At 48.7% G+C, this 19,797-nt stretch carries 23 protein-coding genes and 1 other annotated feature; of the genes, 12 read left to right on the top strand and 11 right to left on the bottom strand.

Annotated elements, in window-relative coordinates:
• Positions 1–19: 19 nt before the first annotated feature.
• Positions 20–256: an alpha/beta-type small acid-soluble spore protein gene (locus ACUN27_RS32045; protein WP_315953208.1), complete on the bottom strand. Its 237-nt coding sequence runs from the start codon at positions 254–256 to the stop codon at positions 20–22.
• A 157-nt stretch (positions 257–413) separates the two neighbouring features.
• On the opposite strand from ACUN27_RS32045, the gene ACUN27_RS32040 reads away from it, so the two are divergent.
• The 3 genes from ACUN27_RS32040 to ilvD all read left to right on the top strand — a co-directional run bounded on the left by ACUN27_RS32040 (position 414) and on the right by ilvD (position 3,366).
• Positions 414–911, top strand: coding sequence for a hypothetical protein (locus ACUN27_RS32040; protein ID WP_315953209.1), 498 nt, complete (start codon positions 414–416; stop codon positions 909–911).
• A gap of 1 nt (position 912) precedes the next feature.
• Positions 913–1,566: a ribonuclease H gene (gene rnhA, locus ACUN27_RS32035; RefSeq protein ID WP_315953210.1), complete on the top strand. Its 654-nt coding sequence runs from the start codon at positions 913–915 to the stop codon at positions 1,564–1,566.
• A 114-nt stretch (positions 1,567–1,680) separates the two neighbouring features.
• Positions 1,681–3,366 (top strand): dihydroxy-acid dehydratase, encoded by a 1,686-nt coding sequence (gene ilvD, locus ACUN27_RS32030; protein WP_127453007.1) that lies wholly within the window; start codon positions 1,681–1,683, stop codon positions 3,364–3,366.
• Between the two features lie 49 nt (positions 3,367–3,415).
• Here the strand turns inward: ilvD and ACUN27_RS32025 are convergent, their stop codons facing one another.
• A complete protein-coding gene (locus tag ACUN27_RS32025) occupies positions 3,416–4,495 on the bottom strand; it encodes a permease (RefSeq protein WP_315953211.1) in 1,080 nt (359 codons plus the stop codon).
• Positions 4,496–4,621: 126 nt separating this feature from the next.
• Positions 4,622–4,892 (top strand) — a binding site (T-box leader).
• 84 nt (positions 4,893–4,976) lie between these two features.
• Between ACUN27_RS32025 and trpS the strand changes: the two genes are divergently transcribed.
• Positions 4,977–5,960 (top strand): tryptophan--tRNA ligase, encoded by a 984-nt coding sequence (trpS, locus tag ACUN27_RS32020; protein ID WP_315953212.1) that lies wholly within the window; start codon positions 4,977–4,979, stop codon positions 5,958–5,960.
• A 65-nt stretch (positions 5,961–6,025) separates the two neighbouring features.
• Here trpS and ACUN27_RS32015 read toward each other — a convergent pair whose 3' ends face one another.
• Positions 6,026–6,208, bottom strand: a complete 183-nt coding sequence (locus ACUN27_RS32015; protein ID WP_127453004.1) for a DUF5325 family protein — start codon at positions 6,206–6,208, stop codon at positions 6,026–6,028.
• A 153-nt stretch (positions 6,209–6,361) separates the two neighbouring features.
• On the opposite strand from ACUN27_RS32015, the gene ACUN27_RS32010 reads away from it, so the two are divergent.
• On the top strand, positions 6,362–6,589 hold the full coding sequence (locus tag ACUN27_RS32010) for a small, acid-soluble spore protein, alpha/beta type (protein WP_127453002.1): 228 nt from the start codon (positions 6,362–6,364) through the stop codon (positions 6,587–6,589).
• 122 nt (positions 6,590–6,711) lie between these two features.
• Here the strand turns inward: ACUN27_RS32010 and ACUN27_RS32005 are convergent, their stop codons facing one another.
• Positions 6,712–7,695: a metal-dependent hydrolase gene (locus ACUN27_RS32005; protein WP_157319661.1), complete on the bottom strand. Its 984-nt coding sequence runs from the start codon at positions 7,693–7,695 to the stop codon at positions 6,712–6,714.
• Between the two features lie 86 nt (positions 7,696–7,781).
• Here ACUN27_RS32005 and ACUN27_RS32000 point away from each other — a divergent pair, with 86 nt between their 5' ends.
• A complete protein-coding gene (locus ACUN27_RS32000) occupies positions 7,782–8,072 on the top strand; it encodes a hypothetical protein (RefSeq protein WP_445560243.1) in 291 nt (96 codons plus the stop codon).
• A 60-nt stretch (positions 8,073–8,132) separates the two neighbouring features.
• On the opposite strand, the gene gerQ is transcribed toward ACUN27_RS32000, so the two are convergent.
• From gerQ to urtA, 7 genes are all read right to left on the bottom strand, one after another.
• Positions 8,133–8,573: a spore coat protein GerQ gene (gerQ, locus tag ACUN27_RS31995; protein ID WP_315953214.1), complete on the bottom strand. Its 441-nt coding sequence runs from the start codon at positions 8,571–8,573 to the stop codon at positions 8,133–8,135.
• A gap of 138 nt (positions 8,574–8,711) precedes the next feature.
• Entirely contained in the window at positions 8,712–9,404 is a 693-nt protein-coding gene (locus tag ACUN27_RS31990) for a response regulator transcription factor (protein ID WP_315953215.1), read from the bottom strand.
• A gap of 230 nt (positions 9,405–9,634) precedes the next feature.
• Positions 9,635–10,330, bottom strand: a complete 696-nt coding sequence (urtE, locus tag ACUN27_RS31985; RefSeq protein ID WP_326060403.1) for an urea ABC transporter ATP-binding subunit UrtE — start codon at positions 10,328–10,330, stop codon at positions 9,635–9,637.
• Positions 10,323–11,114, bottom strand: coding sequence for an urea ABC transporter ATP-binding protein UrtD (gene urtD / locus ACUN27_RS31980; protein ID WP_326060404.1), 792 nt, complete (start codon positions 11,112–11,114; stop codon positions 10,323–10,325). Before urtD ends, urtE begins: the two co-directional genes overlap by 8 nt.
• A 46-nt stretch (positions 11,115–11,160) precedes the next feature.
• Entirely contained in the window at positions 11,161–12,237 is a 1,077-nt protein-coding gene (urtC, locus tag ACUN27_RS31975; RefSeq protein ID WP_315953218.1) for an urea ABC transporter permease subunit UrtC, read from the bottom strand.
• A 21-nt stretch (positions 12,238–12,258) separates the two neighbouring features.
• Positions 12,259–13,164: an urea ABC transporter permease subunit UrtB gene (urtB, locus tag ACUN27_RS31970; RefSeq protein WP_315953219.1), complete on the bottom strand. Its 906-nt coding sequence runs from the start codon at positions 13,162–13,164 to the stop codon at positions 12,259–12,261.
• 97 nt (positions 13,165–13,261) lie between these two features.
• Entirely contained in the window at positions 13,262–14,524 is a 1,263-nt protein-coding gene (urtA, locus tag ACUN27_RS31965; protein WP_445560242.1) for an urea ABC transporter substrate-binding protein, read from the bottom strand.
• Between the two features lie 284 nt (positions 14,525–14,808).
• Between urtA and ACUN27_RS31960 the strand changes: the two genes are divergently transcribed.
• The 6 genes from ACUN27_RS31960 to ACUN27_RS31935 are packed head-to-tail and all read left to right on the top strand — an operon-like array spanning position 14,809 to position 19,512.
• Positions 14,809–15,111 carry an urease subunit gamma gene (locus ACUN27_RS31960; protein WP_326060405.1) on the top strand — a complete coding sequence of 101 codons (303 nt, stop codon included), beginning with the start codon at positions 14,809–14,811 and terminating at the stop codon, positions 15,109–15,111.
• 34 nt (positions 15,112–15,145) lie between these two features.
• Positions 15,146–15,514, top strand: a complete 369-nt coding sequence (gene ureB / locus ACUN27_RS31955) for an urease subunit beta (RefSeq protein ID WP_315953442.1) — start codon at positions 15,146–15,148, stop codon at positions 15,512–15,514.
• Positions 15,511–17,226, top strand: coding sequence for an urease subunit alpha (ureC, locus tag ACUN27_RS31950; RefSeq protein ID WP_445560241.1), 1,716 nt, complete (start codon positions 15,511–15,513; stop codon positions 17,224–17,226). The genes ureB and ureC overlap by 4 nt, the downstream gene beginning before the upstream one ends.
• Positions 17,227–17,229: 3 nt before the next feature.
• A complete protein-coding gene (locus tag ACUN27_RS31945; RefSeq protein ID WP_445560240.1) occupies positions 17,230–17,979 on the top strand; it encodes an urease accessory protein UreF in 750 nt (249 codons plus the stop codon).
• 23 nt (positions 17,980–18,002) lie between these two features.
• Positions 18,003–18,665: an urease accessory protein UreG gene (gene ureG, locus ACUN27_RS31940; RefSeq protein WP_315953224.1), complete on the top strand. Its 663-nt coding sequence runs from the start codon at positions 18,003–18,005 to the stop codon at positions 18,663–18,665.
• Positions 18,658–19,512 carry an urease accessory protein UreD gene (locus ACUN27_RS31935; RefSeq protein WP_445560239.1) on the top strand — a complete coding sequence of 285 codons (855 nt, stop codon included), beginning with the start codon at positions 18,658–18,660 and terminating at the stop codon, positions 19,510–19,512. The genes ureG and ACUN27_RS31935 overlap by 8 nt, the downstream gene beginning before the upstream one ends.
• Positions 19,513–19,797 lie beyond the last annotated feature (285 nt).

Here is a 19,797-nt window from a genome sequence, read left to right as displayed (position 1 = left end):
CTTAAGTATGGGAGAGATGTTATCTGCTAAATCTGCTAGCGCTGCCGCCTGCCAACTGTTGTTCAGCAATTTGAACGAGGCGACGTGTGATGCTGCCCCCAATGGAGCCTGTATCACGGGACGTCATGTAGCCATAGTAACCGTCTTGAGGAATCTGGATACCTAGTTCTTGAGCAACTTCGTATTTCATTTGATCCAAAGCTGCTGTAGCTTGTGGAACAACTAAAGAGTTGCTGCTGCGAGATTGTCCTGCCATCTGATATCACCTCCAGTAATAGGTAGTATAATCTCTTTTGTAAAATATACTCATCCATTTTACTGGAAATTTTCGGAAGTATTTTGAAAAGCGGAAAAGCAGAATTGGACAGTCTTTGTTATAATAAGAAAAGCAAAGGGAGAGCGGAGGCGAAATCATGTTTGAACTATCTGTAACGGGCTGGTCCCATGATAAAGACTTGCAAATTATACAGGCGGATGTCCAAATGGCGGTAGGCGACAGCGTTATTATAGAAGAACCGCTATGTGTCGATGTGGGGCTCCCTGCGCTGCTGTACAGTGCACTCAGTGATACGGAGCCGAATCGCTTTGCACCGCCGGATCAATGGGAGCAGATGCCATTCTTTGTTTGCGGATGCGGAGACCCGGAGTGCAGGGGATTTTCCTTCGTGGTGCATCATTTGCCGGAGGAACAAATCCAACTGATCTCGGTTGAAGAGCGAACAAACGGCACGTACCGCGAGCTTGAGACCCACAACATACCGGCTGATCACTACAGGAAAGAGGTCCTGGAGATCGGAGAAACCTATTTGGCATTTATCAAAGGGTTGGACTATAAGCCCTATTTTGCGGATACGGTGAAAGTAGTTGAAGGGCTGATACATCAATTACATCAACAACGACGGAGTGAATAGGATGGCAGCAGTAAAATTTTATGTCGTTTGGGTAGGGCATAAACCAGGGATCTATCGATCGTGGGCGGATTGTCAGGCGCAGACCAAAGGATTCCCGCAAGCGAGATTTAAATCATACGAGTCCGAAGCGGAGGCGCGTCAAGCTTTGGAGAAAGGCTGGCAGAAATCGCTGAATTTCGGAGGGAAGCCAGGCGCGTCGTCCTCTTCTGCTTCCGGCACTAAGTCGGCTACCCCTGAAACAGCTCCGGAAGTGGACTATGACAGCTTGTCCGTGGACGTGGGTTGCTCCGGGAATCCGGGGATTGTGGAGTACAAGGGAGTCGATACGCGGTCGGGAGAGATTCTTTTCTACCAGGGTCCCATTTCCAAGGGTACGAATAATTTGGGCGAGTTCTTAGCGATCGTGCATGGTCTGGCTTATTTGCAAAAGCAGGGCAGCAACAAAACCATTTATACGGATTCGGTCACGGCTTTAAGCTGGATTCGCAAAAAAGAAGTTTCGACCAATTTGGTGCGGGACGCTTCAACGGAAGAAATTTGGACGCTGGTTGACCGGGCGTTGAAGTGGCTTCGGACGAACAGCTACACGAATAAGATCGTAAAATGGGACACGAAAAAGTGGGGAGAAATTAAGGCTGATTTTGGCAGAAAATAATCCCTTGCTTTTACATTGACGCGTCAGTACACTAAAGGAAGAATTTTGACGAAAAGTGTGATATGATAGATTCATTGTTTTTATAAAAGAATTATAATCTAGGAGGAATAGAGAATGGCTCATCCAAAACAGCGTAGCGACATGATTAAAAAAGGATTCGACCGCGCTCCACACCGCAGTTTGTTGCGTGCAGCCGGCGTTAAAGAGGAAGATTTCGGCAAGCCGTTCATTGCGGTTTGTAACTCTTATATAGACATTATCCCTGGACATGTCCATTTGCAAGAATTCGGTAAGCTGGTAAAAGAAGCGATCCGTGAAGCAGGCGGTGTTCCTTTCGAGTTCAACACGATTGGTGTTGACGATGGTATCGCAATGGGACATATCGGTATGCGTTATTCCCTGCCAAGCCGTGAAATTATTGCGGACTCCTTGGAAACAGTCGTAAACGCGCACTGGTTCGATGGTCTTATCTGTATTCCTAACTGTGATAAAATTACGCCGGGTATGATTATGGGCGCGCTTCGCGTTAACATCCCTACGATGTTAGTCAGCGGTGGTCCAATGAAAGCCGGTAAAGATAAAAACGGTAAATCCATTTCCTTGTCCTCCGTTTTCGAGGGCGTAGGTGCTTTCCAAGCAGGTAAATTGGATGAAGCTGGTCTGGAAGAGCTTGAGCAATATGGTTGTCCGACTTGCGGATCCTGTTCCGGTATGTTCACAGCGAACTCCATGAACTGTTTGGCAGAAGGTCTAGGCCTTGCTATGCCAGGTAACGGTACGATCTTGGCTGTTGCTGAAGAGCGTAAGCAATTCGTGAAAGACTGCGCGAAACAATTGATGACATTGATCGAGAAAGACATTAAGCCGCGTGATATCGTAACGATTGAAGCGATTGACAACGCGTTTGCACTGGATATGGCGATGGGCGGTTCCACGAATACGGTTCTTCACACATTGGCTATCGCTGCTGAAGCTGGCATCGAATACCCGATTGCTCGTATTAATGAAGTGGCAGAGCGCGTTCCTCACCTTGCCAAAATCGCTCCAGCTTCCGATTATCACATTGAAGATGTGCATTTAGCCGGCGGCGTTAGCGCGGTTATTAACGAGCTTTTGAAAAAGCCAGGCGCTTTCGATGGCGATCGTCTTTCCGTTACTGCACAAACGATTCGTGAAAACGTAGCTGGTTGTGAAATCCAGAATACGGACGTTATTCGTCCGTTAAGCAACCCTCATAGCGAAAGAGGCGGACTGGCTGTTCTGTTCGGTAACCTTGCTCCAGAGGGAAGTATCGTTAAAGTCGGAGCGGTAGACAAATCCGTTGGCGGGCGTCACGTAGGTCCTGCGATCTGCTTTGATTCCCAGGATGAGGCGCTTTACGGCATTGCCAATGGCAAAGTCAAAGAAGGCCACGTTGTTGTAATCCGCTATGAAGGACCTAAAGGCGGACCTGGTATGCCGGAAATGCTAGCTCCAACATCCCAAATCGTTGGTATGGGTCTGGGCGCGAAAGTTGCCTTGATTACAGACGGACGTTTCTCAGGGGCATCCCGCGGTATCTCCATCGGTCACATGTCTCCAGAAGCTGCTGAAGGCGGACCACTTGCTTTCGTTCATGACGGCGACATTATCGATGTCGATATGGATGGCCGCAAAATCAATTTACAAGTCAGTGATGAAGAGTTGGCGAAGCGCCGCGAAAGCTGGAAAGAGTTCCAACCGAAAATTAAAACCGGATATTTGGCGCGTTACACGAAAATGGTAACGAATGCGAGTGCCGGAGCTATTCTGAAATGGTAAAATAATAAACGGCCAGGGCTTAGAGCTCTGGCCGTTTTTTTTTGCTTTTTTATAAAAAGAAATGCATAAACAGCAAGGAACCGGTCAAAACCGTAATCGCAACAACGATGGAGAGTGTAAGCACGAATCGGGCTTTGAAGATGGATAACAGCATCAGCGTGCTTTTGACATCGATCATCGGGCCGAAGACGAGAAAAGCCAGCAGAGAGCCTGGAGAAAACGTCTTTGCGAATGAGGCGGCTACGAAGGCATCTGTTGTAGAGCATAAGGAAAGCAAGTAGGCAAAACCCATCATAAAGACATGAGAGACGAAGGTCCCTTGGCCGATGGCGGATAAGCTGTCTTGAGCGACAAAGGTTTGGATTAATGCCGTTAGGAAAGCGCCGAGCATTAGGTATTTGCTCATTTCATACAGCTCAGATGTGCCGTGACTGAGCATAGTTGCAATTCGGCTGTCACCGTGAGAGTGGTTGTGGCCGTGATCGTGGTGATGAGCATGATCATGCGTATGGACATGGTCATGGTGATGATGATGCTCGTGATGCTCATGCGTATGGATATGCTCAGCCGCATGCCCGCTATTGGCGTGGCGCAGCGGACTGCTTTTCAGAAAGCGGGTCAAGAGGAGACCGACAACGAGAGCAACACCAAAGGTGAGCCCCATGCGTGAATAAGCCATTTCCGGCGCGCTGCGGAAAGCCATGAAGGTAGACGCGAACACGATCGGATTCAGAATCGGTCCGACGAGTATGAAAATCACGGCAATGTACACAGGCATTCCTTTGCGCATAAGCCGGCGAACGAAAGGTATCATGCCGCACTCGCAGAGTGGGAACATAATCCCGAGCACACAGGCAAACAGGATGCCGCCAAGCGGATGCTTGGGTGTCATACGTCGGATGAAAGCTTCCGGGATGAAGTTTTCAACGACGGTGGAAAGCAGGACCCCCATGAACATAAAAGGCAGGGCGTCGAGAAAAATGTCCATAAAAGCAGCAAATACATGCTTGATATCTTTCAGGATCGGCTCCATCGGCGGAAGCTCTCTCGTCGTTAGAATGAGGATGAGAAGACATGCGCAAATCACCGTGGAGATGGGAAGGCTCCACCGGTATAGTGTTGATGACAATGCATTGACACCCCTTTGCCCGTTGATGATAGAATCGTATGTTATCTATCCTATGTCCATGCTGGGAAAGATAGGACAAAGACCTTGGTTGACAATGGAAAGTCAAGGTGTATAATTATATAAAATCAATAAGCGATGATAGGAACAAGTACGTTTGTATCCCGTTTCTCAGAGAGCCGGTGGTTGGTGCGAACCGGTGAAACGAACAAACCGAATGGATCCTTGAGCTTGAGGCTGAACACAGATGAAGGTTGCCGGAACCTAGGCCGGAGGAACATCCGAATCTGACAAGTATGCCGAACGGCTGCTCTCCGTTACAAGAGCCTGAAGGTCTATGCGGCAATCTATGCTCATACATGGACAAATTAGGGTGGTACCACGGTCTCTCGTCCCTTGCGGGGAGAGGCCTTTTTGTTGTCTTTTTTGACTGTTCCAACGTACAAAAAGTAAATTTTATGAGGAATGTGGAGGGATTTTCACAATGAAACGAGTATTATCAGGCATGCAGTCCAGCGGCCAGTTGACAATTGGAAATTATATTGGCGCTCTTCGCAACTATGTGAAACTGCAGCATTTGCACCGTTGTTATTTTATGGTGGTGGATATGCATGCGATCACGGTGCCGCAGGATCCTGCAGCGCTGAAAGAACAGACGGAGTCCATTGCTGCGCTTTATATTGCGGCGGGACTAGATCCGAATAAGGCATCCATCTTCCTGCAATCCCATGTTCACGCACATGCGGAGCTCGGCTGGATTATGACGACACTGACGAACATGGGCGAACTTGAGCGCATGACGCAGTTCAAAGATAAATCGGAAGGCAAGGAATCCGTTGGCGCAGGTCTATTTACGTATCCATCCCTCATGGCGGCAGATATTCTCTTGTACAATGCCGATCTGATCCCGGTTGGGGATGATCAGAAGCAGCATTTGGAGCTTACTCGCGATCTGGCTAACCGTTTTAACAACCGTTTTGGCGATATGTTCGTGATGCCGCAGCCTTATATGCCGGAGATTGGCGCAAGAATCATGTCCTTGGACGACGCTTCCAAGAAGATGAGCAAAAGCAGTCCAAATGCCGGAAGCTACATTGCCATGCTGGATGAGCCGTCTGTCATTCGTAAGAAACTTAGCCGCGCCGTGACAGATTCTGGCCGTGAAGTGAAATACGATCCTCAGAATAAACCGGAGGTTAGTAATCTGATCTCGATCTACTCGCATTTTGCTGAGATGAGTGTAGCTGAGATTGAAGCCCGTTATGATGGCCAAGGTTACGGTCCGTTCAAAAAGGATCTGGCTGAGCAGATCGTGGCTGTCCTTGAGCCGATTCAACAGCGCTATCAGGAGATTCGCCGCTCGGGTGAGATTTTTGATATTTTGAAAAAAGGTGCGCAAGAGGCAGCTGAAGTCGCTAACGAAACCTTGCTTGAAGTGAAGAAGCGGATGGGCTTCGTAGTCATCTAAACGAAAGCGAAAAGAGCTCAAACAGCGGTAATCGCTGTTGAGCTCTTCTTTGTGCAGCCGTTTGGTTACGGCCGGGAATTTCTCTTGCGAATCTTTGCCTTAACGGCAAAGCCATAACCGATAAAGCCTAACGCGATGATCGTGCAAACGAGAATCATCCATGGCTGCCGGAGTGCGATAAATAGGGAGATGGAGGCAAGCAGAAGCGTGCCGATTATAGCGAATAAAAGCGCGAGCGGTTTACTCATGAACGTGACCTACTTTCTAGAAGTTTAAACAGTGTCTTCTTATTCTAAACTTTTTTGAGCGCTGTGCATATAAATTCATTTCCTCCACATACTATGTTTGCAAGCTTGCAAATACATCAAAGATCATAGCTGACTGAAAGGAGTCTGATCCTTATGGCACAATCTCGTAACAGCAACACTTTGGCCGTCCCACAAGCTACAGCAGCTCTAAATCAATTGAAATATGAGGTAGCTCAAGAACTGGGCATCCAAATTCCTCAAGATGGTTACATGGGCTATATGGCTACTCGCGATGCAGGTTCAATCGGGGGTAACATCACTCGTCGTCTCGTGCAAATCGCTGAGCAAACGTTGGCTGGTCAATCCGGCTTCCGCAGCTAAGAAGCGATAACCCGTTATTAGTCTTCCCGATTATTGTAATATAAAAGCTCAGAGGCCTAAAAAACCTCTGGGCTTTTTTTTGCGGAAAATAAAAAGACGCGTAATGGCACGCGCCTCTTTGTTTAATAAAGATCAACTCGAAGTTTCTTTTCCAGTCTAGTGTCGTTGACCCAGCCTACGTAGGAATCGAGTGTTTTGAAATTGTGATCCATATGGATGACGCCTACGAACGGGTATTGTTTACGGTGGCGATAACGCACATCGGCCCATCTGACTTCGTAACCCCAGCGGTGTTCTTTCACTTCCGCACAGGTGAACGATGAGAAATACAGCAAAGCTTGAATGTCTTCATGCTTCTTGGAAGCTTCGACGGCTGGATGATCCTCACATCTTACGGTATCCAACCATTTGAGCTTGGAATTCTTAAGCTCGCCCAGTTGGAAAGTGCCGTCCGCTCTTCTTTTTACGACATTCCAGACGTAGAGGTTGAATGTTACAATAAGTGTGTACTGATCGCCATGCTGGAAAGTCGGGTCTTTCCGGTAAAGGCCTTTTTCTACAATGTAATGGTCAAGTGTGCGCCAAATGTAGTAAAGGGCGATGATGCCATATAAGGTTGGGAATACAAGCTTTGGACTAGCCACGTGGAAGGACCACATGAAGATAGCCGCAATGTGGCTCGAAAAGATAAAGGGATCGAAGATATGGATAATGTTCCACGATACCCACTTTTCAGAAAAAGGCCGAATGGCTTGTGTACCATATGTGTTGAAACAATCGCTGAAAACGTGAAAACAAACTGCGATCCCTACCCACATTCCTAGATGCAGCAGAGGGACTCCGTGAAAGAATAAAGCTAGTGCGCCAGTAATCAATAGCGTCCAAATCAGTAAAGCCGGCAAAGAGTGGGAACGACCGCGATGATTACGGATATACGTGGCGTTGTTCTTGAAACGAAGCAGCCCGTCCACATCCGGAATCTGTGAACCGATAACGGTTCCGATGAAGACAGCAGTTGTAGCGGCTGAATCCGCGGAAACGCTGGGATCAATCTGCGACAGTCCTGCTAACCCTAAGCCAATAACAAGATGTGTTCCTGTGTCCAAGTGGGTTTCTCCTCCTAAGGTCATTTTCCGTCTTCTTATTAGTTTACCATTTTGGAGCAAAAAATAAATCAGAGGGAGATCTAAAAATGTCTAAAGTTTTTGTAGAGTATGCCATAAATCCCGAATATCGGGACTCTTTTCTCATCTATATGCAGGAGTGGCAAAAGCGGGAAGGGCGTTTGGAGGTATTGGAGGGAACGGACCAGCCAGGACTTTATGTAGAAATTTGGAGCGAAGTTAGCCGAGATGAATATATCGCTATGAAGGAGGATCGATTACAACAAGGCGGAGGGCAGGGCAACCAGGCAGCGTGGGAAAAGTGGGTCAAAGGCGGATTAAGCAAGCTGCATATGTGGCATTTTTCACCTGTTGATTAACGAAAAGAAAACCGCTGCCTTGGTTCAGGTTAGCGGTTTATTGGAGATGTAGCATCCGTATTATTTTCTGTTGGCATAGGGATAGTAGTAATTTAATTCCTCGTCGAATGTAATGTAGTCCAGATTCACCATAAGCAGTAAGTAGCGCATGCCTGTAGCCGGATCGCTGATGATGATATGGTCGCGTCCTGCTGCTTCCAACTTGCCTTTGAAAATTTTGGCATTCCATTGCGAGTTATTTTCGTATGTCATGTAGAGCGTAGCCATTTTGCCAAGATTGAGCCGCAAAATATTCTCGATATAAGATTCTTCCATCGGTAGGCCAGGCACGTTTACACCGGTTTGCAGGCCGGATCCTGTAGATGGCAGTGTGGAGCCGCTAGGCTGCATAGGAACCATTTTGTTCGTAATGGCTGTTGGAACCGGGTAGGCTGGGTATGGATTTCCGCTGAATGTTGGCATTTGCGCTTGATTGCCAATTTTGTAAGGGTTATTCAACATAACTGTAAATCCTCCTTGGAGCTTTCCTAGTGGAAGCTTTCTTCTTGTGAAGCATACATCTCATCATATTGTGCATTCGCCTATTTGGTGACTGATTTCCCCGTTCATCTACAAAATAAAAAAGCTCCGAAAGGGAGCTTAATTCAGTAAAAATTTATATCCGACACCCCAGACGGTTTTGATATATTTCGGTTCTTTCGGGTCGGTTTCTAATTTTTTGCGAAGGTTTGCGATATGTACATCTATGGCACGCTCGGTAACATAAGAATCGAAACCGCGTACCCGGTTGAGCAGCTCCTCGCGGCTGTAAACACGGCCTTGATTTTGCCATAATAGCTTCATAATCTCGAATTCGGAGAACGTGGTCTCAATTAATTTGTTATGTACAAAAAGACACCGTTTCTCGAGATCCAGGTAGACGACCTGATTGGTTGAGGGTTCGGCTGCGGCAGCTGCAACATGGGCAAAAGCGGTCGAACGCCGCAATAAGGCTTGTACCCGTGCGGCTAGTTCTCTCATGGAGAAAGGTTTGCATAAGTAATCATCTGCTCCCGTTTGCAGACCTTTAATACGGTCGGAAACTTCACTTTTGGCCGAAACCATGAGAATGGGTATAGTTGAAGCTGTTCGGAAGTAGGTGCATAGCTGGATTCCGTCAACATCTGGCAGCATGATATCAAGAACAATGACATCAGGATTGAAATCCCGGAACAAGGTTTCTCCTTGGCGGCCATTCTCCGCCCGCATGACTTGATAACCTTCTTCGTACAAATAAATGGACATCATTTCACCAATGCTTAGATCATCTTCAATAATTAAAACTTTAGACATAAACGTTCCCCTCCTTTTCCTTCAAAAGGCTCGGTGCTCGATATGCCGGACGCAACATTCGATCCTATATGTAACATGTTATCATTATCCATTTTGTGCCGTCCAGTTTTTAGGCAATAATTTCAATTTCTTTTCAAAAAAGAAAAAAGGAAGCTGGATGGTACTTGATCCCTAAAGATTAGGTCAAGTAATCCAGCTTCCTTTGGTAGGTTGAGCATTCGGGAACGAAATCATACGGTTAAGTGCTTTCGAACTTGATCTTCGCTCAACTGCTCAGCATGACCTTCGGCGGCAACCGTCCCCCGGTCTATGACATAATAATAATCCGCGATGCTCGTTGCGAACTCCAAGCTTTGCTCGACTAATAAGACGGCTATCTCCCTTCTCCGTTTAATGGATTCGATAATGGCTTCAATCTCCATCACGATGGAAGGTTGGATGCCCTCCATGGGTTCATCCAGCAGCAGAAGTTTCGGACCGGCTGCCAGAGCACGGGCGATTGCCAGCTGCTGCTGCTGTCCGCCGCTGAGGTCTCCCCCTTTGCGGTGAAGCATTTGCCGCAGAACGGGGAAGGTGTCAAAGAGAGACTCGGGCAGCTTCTTCCTCCCGTCTGTCGCGGCTTCAAGGCCGAGCAGCAAGTTTTCCTCAACTGTTAGCTGAGGGAAGATTTCTCGGCCTTGCGGCACATAACCGATGCCCGATTTTGCGCGCTGATCCGGAGGAAGAGTCGTGATGTCCCGCTCATTATAGTGAATGGAACCGGACTTGGGTTTAACCAGGCCCATAATGCTCTTCATGAGCGTTGACTTGCCTACGCCGTTACGGCCCATCAGACAAACGATCTGTCCAGGTTTCACAAGTACGTTTACTTGGCGAACGACCATGCTTTCCCCATAACCGGCTTCGATGTTTTGAAGATTAAGCACCGCGCTCCACTCTCCTTCCCAGATAAACCTCAGCCACCCTATCGTCATTCTGAATATCCAGCATTGTGCCCTCGCGAAGGACGGTGCCTTCATGCAGCACGGTGACCGTTTTGGCAAATTGGCGAACAAATGCCATGTCATGCTCGACCACGATAATCGTTTGGTCCTCTGCGATTTCATGGAGCAGCTCGCCCGTCTTCTCGGTTTCGCTATCCGTCATGCCGGCTGCCGGTTCATCGAGCAGCAGAAGATCAGGCTCCTGCATAAGCAGCATGCCGATTTCGAGCCACTGCTTCTCCCCGTGAGAAAGGGAGCCGGCACGCTCTTTGGCCTTGCCTTGCAGGCCGATCATAGCAAGTCTTTGGTGCAGGCGATCCCGCTGTTCGCTGGTCGTTTTGGCCCAGAGTGCGCTGAGAAGTCCGCGCTTTTGTTTCATGGATAAAGCTAGATTTTCAAATACCGTTAAGGTTGAAAAGACAGAGGGGGCTTGGAATTTGCGTCCAATCCCGAGCTGTGCGATTTGGTGCTCTTGATGTTTGGCTAGATCAATGGTGTCTTTGAAAAAAACTTCACCTAGCGAAGGTTTCACTTTCCCGCAAATGACATCAAGGAGCGTTGTTTTACCGGCCCCATTGGGCCCGATAAGAAAGCGAAGCTCGCCGTATTCCAAGGAAAAGTCGAGATTGCGCAAGGCTTTAAAACCGTCGAAGCTTACCTCGAGCCCTTTTACGTTTAGTATTTTTGCGCCAGGCACAGGTTGTTGCTCTGCTAATTGTCCGAGCATGGGAGGTTCCTCCTTCTTTTATTCATGAAACAAATGTCTGACCAGCTTATCTGGCTTCTTGCGAGGAAGAAATCGGCTTAGGCAGCACGGGCTTTTTCCAATTGGATGTGTAATGGGTAATAGTGCCGACAATTCCTTTGGGGAGTAAAAGCACAACAATAATGAACATCGCGCCGAGCATGATGGGCCACCAAGCGGGATAGGCTTCGCTGAACGTTGTTTTGGCGGCGTTGGTCACGAGAGCTCCGAGAACAGCGCCGCCGATGGTGGAACGTCCCCCGATAGCGACCCATAACACCATTTCAATCGAGGGCACAATCCCCATTTGAGCGGGGGATATGATTCCTTCCTGAAGTACGAAGAGCACGCCGGCGAGTCCGGCCAATCCTGCAGAAGCGCAGTATATGAAAACTTTGTACGTAACTGGATTGTAGCCGATGAAACGTACCCGATTTTCTCCATCACGGATGGCTGTCAGAATATTTCCCATACGGCTGGTGACGAGCAGGCTGCATAGGATTAGCACGATGGCAACAACAGCTAAGGTGAGATAGAAGAAGATCAACTTGGTTGACTCTGCTTGCAGGTTTAAGCCTAAAAAAGAGTCGAAGTTCGTGAGCCCGTTCGTTCCGCCTGTGTAGCCTTGTTGGCCAACAAATAAGGTTACGGTAATAATGACAAGCGCTTGCGACAGAATGGAAAAAAAGGCACCTTTGATTCGGTTGCGAAAGGTGAAATAGCCTAAAATGAAGGCGACGATCATAGGAATGATGAGGGCTAGCAGAAAAGCCGCGCCTGCCGAATGGAAGGGAATCCAGAACCAAGGCAAGCTTTCTACACCGCTCCAGGACATGAAATCAGGCAGCTCTCCGGGATTTGCGGCTAGTTTCAGATGCATCGCCATACAGTAGGCGCCGAGCCCGAAGTATACGCCATGACCGAGACTCAAGATACCGGTGTAACCCCAAATCAGATCAATGCCCATGGCAATAATGGCATAGGCGAGAAACTTGCCGAGAAGCGAAAGGCGGAAATCAGACAAATACAGTGGAGCAAGAGCCAACACGATTAAAAAAACAGTGTAAACCATCAGTTTCATCTTGGATTGTCCGGCGAAAAGCATGGAAGATGCCACATCCTTTCTTCAATCTAAGGATCTTGAACGGATCGTCACAAGTCCCATCGGTTTCCATTGCAAGAAGGCGATGATAAGTGTGAAGACAAGTACCTTGCCAATTGTCGCACTGGTTGTGTACTCCAACGCGGTATTGAATACGCCAATGCCCAAAGCTCCGGCGACTGTACCAATCAGCTTCCCGATGCCGCCAAGCACAACAACCATGAAGGCGTCAACGATGTAGTACGTGCCGATCGTTGGTCCAATAGGTCCGACCAAGGTTAGTGCACATCCGGCAATGCCGGCCATTGCAGAGCCGAAAGCGAAAGATTGCGCATCTACTCGGCGTGTAGAAATGCCAAGGCAGGCAGCCATTTGCCGATTCTGCATCACGGCTCTCATCCGTCTGCCGCCTGCTGAGTGATATAAGTACATATAGATCACGAAGATACAGAGCGCGACCAGCGCAATAATGAAGAGGCGCTTGTAAGGCAGCGTGAGGTCCGCTGTAAGGTGGAGTCCGCCTTCCAACCACTCGGGAGCTTTCACCGCGACATTAGGCGCGCCGAATATGGATCTGGCCAGCTGCTGCAGGGCTAAGCTGACGCCCCATGTGGCAAGCAGGCTGTCTAAAGGCCTGCCGTACATGAACCGAATGAGGCAAACTTCCAACAGCCACCCGACAAGGAAGGCTACAGCGAAGGCGACGCCGAGCGAAACAACGAAATACCAGCCAAAAGCTGAGGCGGGCAGGAATTTTTGGAACCCGTGCTGGACCAGATAGGCCATGTAGGCTCCAATCATAATAAACTCGCCGTGGGCCATATTCATGACATTCATAAGCCCGAATGTAATGGCGAGCCCAATAGCGATCAGGAGCAGGATGGAGCTAAGACTTAGGCCGTTGAATAATTGAAGCAGCAGCAAACTCATGACGATGCTTCCCCCTTAGTGAACCCCGAGTAAAATAATGAAATCCAGGGCTGCCGTCAGGCAGACCTGGTTTCAAGAGCAATCCTATCGGTGAGCCTTATTTCTTCGTTACTTCGCCGCCCCATGGATACGTTTTGAGGAAAGGATCCGGCTTGAGCGGTTGACCGGAATTCCATACTTCTTTAATTAGCCCGTCAGCGCCTATTTGGCCGATACGCGCTGTTTTGGAAATATGCTGGTTCTCGCCATCGATGGTGACTTTACCTTCCGGTGAATTCCACTGGATGCCTTTGGCAGCTGCTTTTACTTTCTCTACATCAAATGAGCCTGCCTTTTTAACTGCTTCTGCCCATAGGTACACGGCGGTATAACCGGCTTCGATCGGATCATCCGTTACGCGGTCTTTCCCGTATTTCGCTTTGTAGGCTTCAACGAATTTTTTGTTCTCCGGTGTATCCGTTGATTGGTAGTAATTCCAAGCCGTGTAGTGTCCATCCAGAACGGAAGCTCCAATACCGCGCACTTCTTCCTCGGCGATACTAACCGACATGGTTGTTAAGTCCTTGGCCGTAATGCCAGCGTCTTTCAATTGCTTGAAGAAAGCTACGTTACTATCGCCATTGAGCGTATTGAAAACAACATCCGGCTTCTCTTTTTTAATTTTGCTAATAATTGTGTTGTAATCGGTGTGACCAAGCGGCGTGTACTCTTCAGCGACAAGGGTGCCGCCTTCGGCTTTCAGCTGCTCTTTAATAATTTTGTTGGCTGTTCTTGGGAAAACATAGTCTGAACCGAGGAGGTAGAACTTCTTGCCTTTGTTTTGGAGGAGCCAGGTTACAGCGGGGATAATTTGTTGGTTCGTTGTTGCGCCTACATAGAAAATGTTCGGTGAGGATTCTACGCCTTCATACTGAACCGGATACCACAATAATCCTTTGTTTTGCTCGACGACCGGAAGGACCGCTTTACGGCTGGCTGATGTCCAGCAACCGAAAATTGTCACAACACTGTCCTTTTGCAGTAACTTCTTAGTTTTCTCTGCAAAAGTAGGCCAATCGGATGCGCCGTCTTCAATGACGGGCTTTAGTTTTTTGCCTAAGAGTCCCCCAGCTGCATTAATTTCATCAATCGCCATTAACTCCGCATCTCGTACAGATACTTCACTAATGGACATCGTGCCCGTCAGAGAGTGAAGAATACCAACAGGTACAGTCTCGTCTTTCGTTTCCGCTTTGACTTCTGCCGCTTTCGTTGTTGCGGTGGATGCAGTAGGCTCCGACTTTGCACAGCCCGTTGCGACCAACATCAATGCCATGCTTAAAGCGACGGTGAGTTTCCCTTTGTTTCTTATCTCTCTCATTCTTCGTCCCACTCCCTTACTTACAAGATTTGGATTACAAGGCTTATGATAAAGTGGGCAAAAGGTTAATGTCAATATTCATGACACATATCGGTTTTCATTTTGTGATTCATGCACATGAAAATGCAAGTTTTTTGTGCCTGATGTATAAAATTTGGAATTTTATTAGAGAAATCACGTTTTTTATGTTAATTAATATGACATTAAAGATTTACAAGTATGAAATATCCGAATATAATAAGTGTAAAAGAATCCCATTATTCGGTTTTTGAAGAGGTGATGATGTGCATTTAACCGAGCGTGAGAAAGAAAAGCTCCTCATTACAGTAGCTGCAGACTTAGCAAGGCGACGACTGGCAAGAGGCGTAAAGCTGAATTATCCCGAAAGTATTGCACTTATTACATCTGAAATTATGGAAGGCGCCAGAGATGGCATGACGGTTGCCGAACTGATGACGTTCGGTACGACCATTTTGAAAGCCGAGCAGGTTATGGAAGGTGTTCCTCAGATGATTCATGACGTACAGGTAGAAGCTACATTTCCCGATGGCACGAAGCTGGTGACGGTTCACCAACCCATTACCTAACGAAATGGATGAATCGATCGAAAGGGGCGAGAAGATGGTTCCGGGAGAATATCGAATAAACAAAGGCGTTATAGAAATGAATAAAGGCAGACAAACCGTCGAAGTCATCGTCACGAACACAGGAGATCGACCTATTCAGGTGGGCTCCCACTATCACTTTTTTGAAGTGAATCGAGCGTTGGCGTTTCCAAGAGAACTGGCCTTTGGCATGCATCTGGATATTCCAGCGGGGACGGCCGTTCGGTTTGAACCCGGCGAGCAAAAGCCAATTCAGCTTGTCGAGTTAGGCGGAGCCAAATTGTCCTATGGGCTCAATAACTTAAGCGAAGGGCCGGCCGTTAAAGACCAGATGTCCGATGAAACGAGAGCTAGATGGCAGGCATGGGAGGGGAAAAGCGTGTGAGTCAAATAGATCGTAAGAGCTACGCGCTGATGTTCGGGCCTACGACCGGCGATGCTATTCGGTTGGCGGATACGGAATTATGGGCGCAAATTGAGCATGATTACACTGTCTATGGGGACGAATGCAAATTTGGCGGTGGGAAGGTCATCCGGGACGGCATGGGCCAGTCCAGTGGTGCCACCCGAGATCAAGGTGTGCTCGACACGCTGATTACGAACGCTGTCGTTATCGATCATTGGGGCATTGTGAAAGGCGATATCGGAATCAAAGATGGACATATCGTCGGAATTGGCAAAGCCGGCAACCCCGATATTATGGATGGTGTGCACCCGAATCTGATTGTCGGAGCAAGCACGGAGGTCATCGCTGGCGAAGGTAAAATCGTGACGGCCGGAGGAATTGATGCGCACATTCATTATATATGCCCTCAGCAGATCGAAACGGCGCTGTCCTCCGGCGTGACGACGATGATCGGAGGCGGTACAGGACCGGCGACCGGCACGAATGCGACAACCTGCACACCTGGCGCCTGGCATATGCAGCGGATGTTGGAAGCTGCTGAAGCGTTCCCGATGAACTTGGGATTCACAGGGAAGGGAAATTCCTCCTTCTTGGCGCCATTAATTGAACAGATTGAAGCTGGCGCCATCGGTTTGAAGCTGCATGAAGATTGGGGAACGACACCGGCGGCCATCGACACGTGCCTGAAGGCAGCCGATCAATATGACGTTCAGGTCGCCATTCATACGGATACATTAAATGAAGCGGGATTTTTGGAGGATACGCTGGCGGCCATCAAAGGCCGTACCATCCACACGTATCATACAGAAGGAGCAGGCGGAGGGCATGCGCCGGATATCATCCGGGCCGCTGCTGAGCTGAATATTCTGCCTTCTTCGACCAATCCGACACGTCCTTACACCATTAATACAATTGAAGAGCATTTGGATATGCTCATGGTTTGTCATCATTTGGACAGCCGGATTCCTGAGGATGTGGCATTTGCCGATTCGCGGATACGCCCGGAAACGATCGCTGCCGAGGATATTCTGCATGATCTTGGAGTGTTCAGCATGCTGAGCTCGGATTCACAGGCGATGGGACGGGTTGGCGAGGTTATCATCCGCACCTGGCAAACGGCGGATAAGATGAAGAAACAGCGGGGACCGCTCACTCCGGATACGGAGGAAGGCGACAATTTCCGCATCAAGCGTTACATTGCCAAGTATACGATTAACCCTGCGATTACGCATGGCGTTTCGCATTTGGTTGGTTCCATTGAGCCGGGCAAATTTGCTGATCTAGTGGTTTGGAGCCCGATGTTCTTCGGGGTTAAACCTGATTTGGTACTTAAAGGCGGCAGCATTGCTTACGCGCAAATGGGAGATCCCAATGCGTCCATTCCAACACCGCAGCCTGTGTTCGGAAGGCCGATGTTTGCGGCTTTCGGCAAAGCTTTGACCCAAAGCTCGCTGACGTTCGTTTCTCAAGCGGCTTATGACAATGGCATCGCGCAAAGGCTCGGTCTACAGAAGCGGGTTGAGCCTGTGAAGGGCTGTCGCGAAATTTCGAAGAAAGACATGATTCATAACAACGAGACGCCTTCCATAGAAGTGAACCCGGAGACTTATGAAGTCAAAGTGGATGGCGAATCCATCACCTGTGAGCCGGCGACGAAGCTTCCGATGGCGCAATTATATTTTCTATTTTAAAAAATGTGGGTGATGCTCATGGATGAGGTGCAGCGGGCAGTGGCCACGCAGCAAGAAGTAGTAGCCCCAAAGTTTCATTGGCTTGCCTACCAGCAGCTTCTAGATTCAGCATTGCCGATCGGGGGCTTCTCACATTCTTTTGGTTTGGAAACGTTGGTTCAGCAAGGACGTTTGGAAACCGTCGATGAGCTTGAGGCTTACATCAGCACCATGCTCCTCCACAGCTGGTCATCATCTGATGCGATGGTGATCAAAGCAGCCTACATGCATATTCCCGAAGGGGAGTGGAATCAGCTTTGGGCAATTGACCACATGCTGCATGTGCAGCGGGTATCAAGTGAGGCGAGAAGCGGCGTTCAGAAGATGGGACGCAGGCTGCTGCAGTTATCCCGGGCTATGTATCCCGAAGTGGACTGGAAGTCTTTAGATGAAGCCGTGAAGGACGGGCGCTGCAGTGCCAATCATCCGATGGTACATGGATGGGTGAGCTATCACCTTAGCGTCCCGCTGGATCAAGCGGTGGAGGGTTACCTGTACAGCTGTGTAATGACGTGTATCAACAGTGCTCTCAGGCTCATGTCCATGGGGCAAACGCAAGGCCAAATGCTGCTTGCCAAGGTGATTCCGTTGATCGGAAGCCAGTGGCAGCGCGTAGCTCATTTAGATCCTATGGATGCATATACAAATTCACCCTCGGCTGATCTGGCGATGATGCAGCACGAGACCCTATATTCGCGGTTGTTCATGTCTTAACTCAAATTCAAGGAGGAATGGCTATGTGTCAAGGACAAGGTCATCATCATCACCATCAATGGGAGAAACCGTCTGTGGATCGAAGCCGTCCAATGCGTATTGGAATCGGTGGGCCTGTCGGCTCCGGCAAAACAGCTTTAGTCGAGCGTCTGGCACGCAAACTAGGCGACCGTTTCAGTATTGCGGTGATTACGAATGATATCTACACGAAGGAAGATGCTCGTATTTTGATCAGCTCGGAGGCATTGCCTGAAGATCGCATTATCGGGGTGGAGACAGGTGGATGCCCGCATACGGCAATTCGTGAAGATGCTTCCATGAATTTCGAAGCGATTGAAGAGCTGGAGCAACGTTTTGAGCATCTCGATATCATTTTCATCGAGAGTGGCGGCGATAATTTGGCTGCAGCTTTTAGCCCGGAATTAGTGGATCGCTTCATCTATATTATCGATGTCGCTCAAGGGGAGAAAATTCCGCGCAAAGGCGGGCCTGGCATTATGAGATCCGACATGCTCATCATTAACAAGATCGATTTGGCTCCTTATGTCGGAGCCAGTCTGGAAGTCATGGACTCGGATACGAAAAAAATGCGCGGCGACCGTCCGTATATTTTCTCCAACCTGATGGGCGGCACAGGTCTTGATGATATTGTGACATGGGTGGAGCAGGAGTTCAGCCATGCCTAAGGTGACCGGGGAGATCCAGGCGGCATTTGCGGTACGCAGCGGCGTCACGCAGCTGGTTCACAAATATCACGCCTCCCCGCTCAAAATTGCCAAGACGTTCCGCTACGAGAACGATACGTTCACCGGGGACCAGCCCATGGAACAACTGGGCGTTTATATGATGGACTGCTCCCCGGGACTGATGTCAGGGGATCATTACGAAATGAACGTGCGCCTTGAAGAGGGCGCACGTGTTTTTCTAACGAACCAATCATTCACGAAGGTTCATCCTTCTTTAGGGGAGCAAGGCAGCACGCAGCGCCAGTCGCTGCATGTGGAGGCGGGGGCGTTGCTGGAGTACATCCCTGAGCCGCTCATGCTGTACAAAGATGCACAATTCTTCTCTGAAACGGAGGTGCATCTTGCTCCGGGAGCTGCGTGCATATTCTCTGATGTGCTCTGTCCGGGACGAACACAGAGGGGAGAAATTTTTCAGTACTTACGTTATACGAATCGAATGAAAGTTTGGTATGGCACGGAACTGATTTATTATCAGAACCAGAGAATTGAGCCCGAAGATATGCAGCTCACAGCCCCTGGGAGTTGGGAGCAGGAAACGCATCTGGGCAATTTGTATATCTTCTCGGATCAGCTTGGGCAGAAACACTTAGATGGCCTGTTGACTTGCCTGGAGAAGATAAATGACATTAAACAAGTACGCGTCGGTGCCAGCCTCACTTATAAACACGGGATCATTGTCACGGCCATGGGGCGGCATGCCTGGCAATTGCAGCACGTCCTTGCTCAAGCTTGGCATGATTTACGCCGCAGCTTGCTTGCTTTAACCCCATTAATGGTTAATAAATAGGTTGGTAGGAGCCCTTAGGGCTCCTTTTTTTGACGCGAGTTTCTCCTCCTACAAGGACGACGAAGTCACTTATCCTTGTTTCGCTACCGCGCGATGTGGCGGTCCGTGTACTCGTTAGCGGGGGAACTGGAATTTTATACAGCTTAATGGCGTGGTATGACCGAAAATGCGGTCTTTTTTCCATTGGGAGAGAATGGTAAGTTTAATTTACACGCATACTGGAAGGAGAATCGACAATATCATGACATCTGCCCCCACTTCATTGTCAAACCGTGTAGGGGTTGG

Source organism: Paenibacillus sp. WC2504, assembly GCF_052682475.1.
The sequence above is the reverse complement of the archived record's forward strand: the minus strand, read 5'-3'. Positions and strand labels throughout refer to the sequence as shown.

What these genes read in the sequence shown, in the direction of transcription:
- ACUN27_RS32000 (WP_445560243.1), top strand. Translation starts at nt 7,782, where the DNA reads ATGTCTAAAGTTTTTGTAGAGTATGCCATAAATCCCGAATATCGGGAC.
- urtA (WP_445560242.1), bottom strand. Translation starts at nt 14,524, where the DNA reads ATGAGAGAGATAAGAAACAAAGGGAAACTCACCGTCGCTTTAAGCATG.
- ACUN27_RS32010 (WP_127453002.1), top strand. Translation starts at nt 6,362, where the DNA reads ATGGCACAATCTCGTAACAGCAACACTTTGGCCGTCCCACAAGCTACA.
- ilvD (WP_127453007.1), top strand. Translation starts at nt 1,681, where the DNA reads ATGGCTCATCCAAAACAGCGTAGCGACATGATTAAAAAAGGATTCGAC.
- urtC (WP_315953218.1), bottom strand. Translation starts at nt 12,237, where the DNA reads ATGCTTTTCGCCGGACAATCCAAGATGAAACTGATGGTTTACACTGTT.
- ACUN27_RS31990 (WP_315953215.1), bottom strand. Translation starts at nt 9,404, where the DNA reads ATGTCTAAAGTTTTAATTATTGAAGATGATCTAAGCATTGGTGAAATG.
- ACUN27_RS32045 (WP_315953208.1), bottom strand. Translation starts at nt 256, where the DNA reads ATGGCAGGACAATCTCGCAGCAGCAACTCTTTAGTTGTTCCACAAGCT.
- gerQ (WP_315953214.1), bottom strand. Translation starts at nt 8,573, where the DNA reads ATGTTGAATAACCCTTACAAAATTGGCAATCAAGCGCAAATGCCAACA.
- ACUN27_RS32040 (WP_315953209.1), top strand. Translation starts at nt 414, where the DNA reads ATGTTTGAACTATCTGTAACGGGCTGGTCCCATGATAAAGACTTGCAA.
- ureG (WP_315953224.1), top strand. Translation starts at nt 18,003, where the DNA reads ATGTGTCAAGGACAAGGTCATCATCATCACCATCAATGGGAGAAACCG.
- ureB (WP_315953442.1), top strand. Translation starts at nt 15,146, where the DNA reads ATGGTTCCGGGAGAATATCGAATAAACAAAGGCGTTATAGAAATGAAT.
- ACUN27_RS31935 (WP_445560239.1), top strand. Translation starts at nt 18,658, where the DNA reads ATGCCTAAGGTGACCGGGGAGATCCAGGCGGCATTTGCGGTACGCAGC.
- urtD (WP_326060404.1), bottom strand. Translation starts at nt 11,114, where the DNA reads ATGCTCGGACAATTAGCAGAGCAACAACCTGTGCCTGGCGCAAAAATA.
- urtB (WP_315953219.1), bottom strand. Translation starts at nt 13,164, where the DNA reads ATGAGTTTGCTGCTGCTTCAATTATTCAACGGCCTAAGTCTTAGCTCC.
- ACUN27_RS32015 (WP_127453004.1), bottom strand. Translation starts at nt 6,208, where the DNA reads ATGAGTAAACCGCTCGCGCTTTTATTCGCTATAATCGGCACGCTTCTG.
- rnhA (WP_315953210.1), top strand. Translation starts at nt 913, where the DNA reads ATGGCAGCAGTAAAATTTTATGTCGTTTGGGTAGGGCATAAACCAGGG.
- trpS (WP_315953212.1), top strand. Translation starts at nt 4,977, where the DNA reads ATGAAACGAGTATTATCAGGCATGCAGTCCAGCGGCCAGTTGACAATT.
- ACUN27_RS31945 (WP_445560240.1), top strand. Translation starts at nt 17,230, where the DNA reads ATGTGGGTGATGCTCATGGATGAGGTGCAGCGGGCAGTGGCCACGCAG.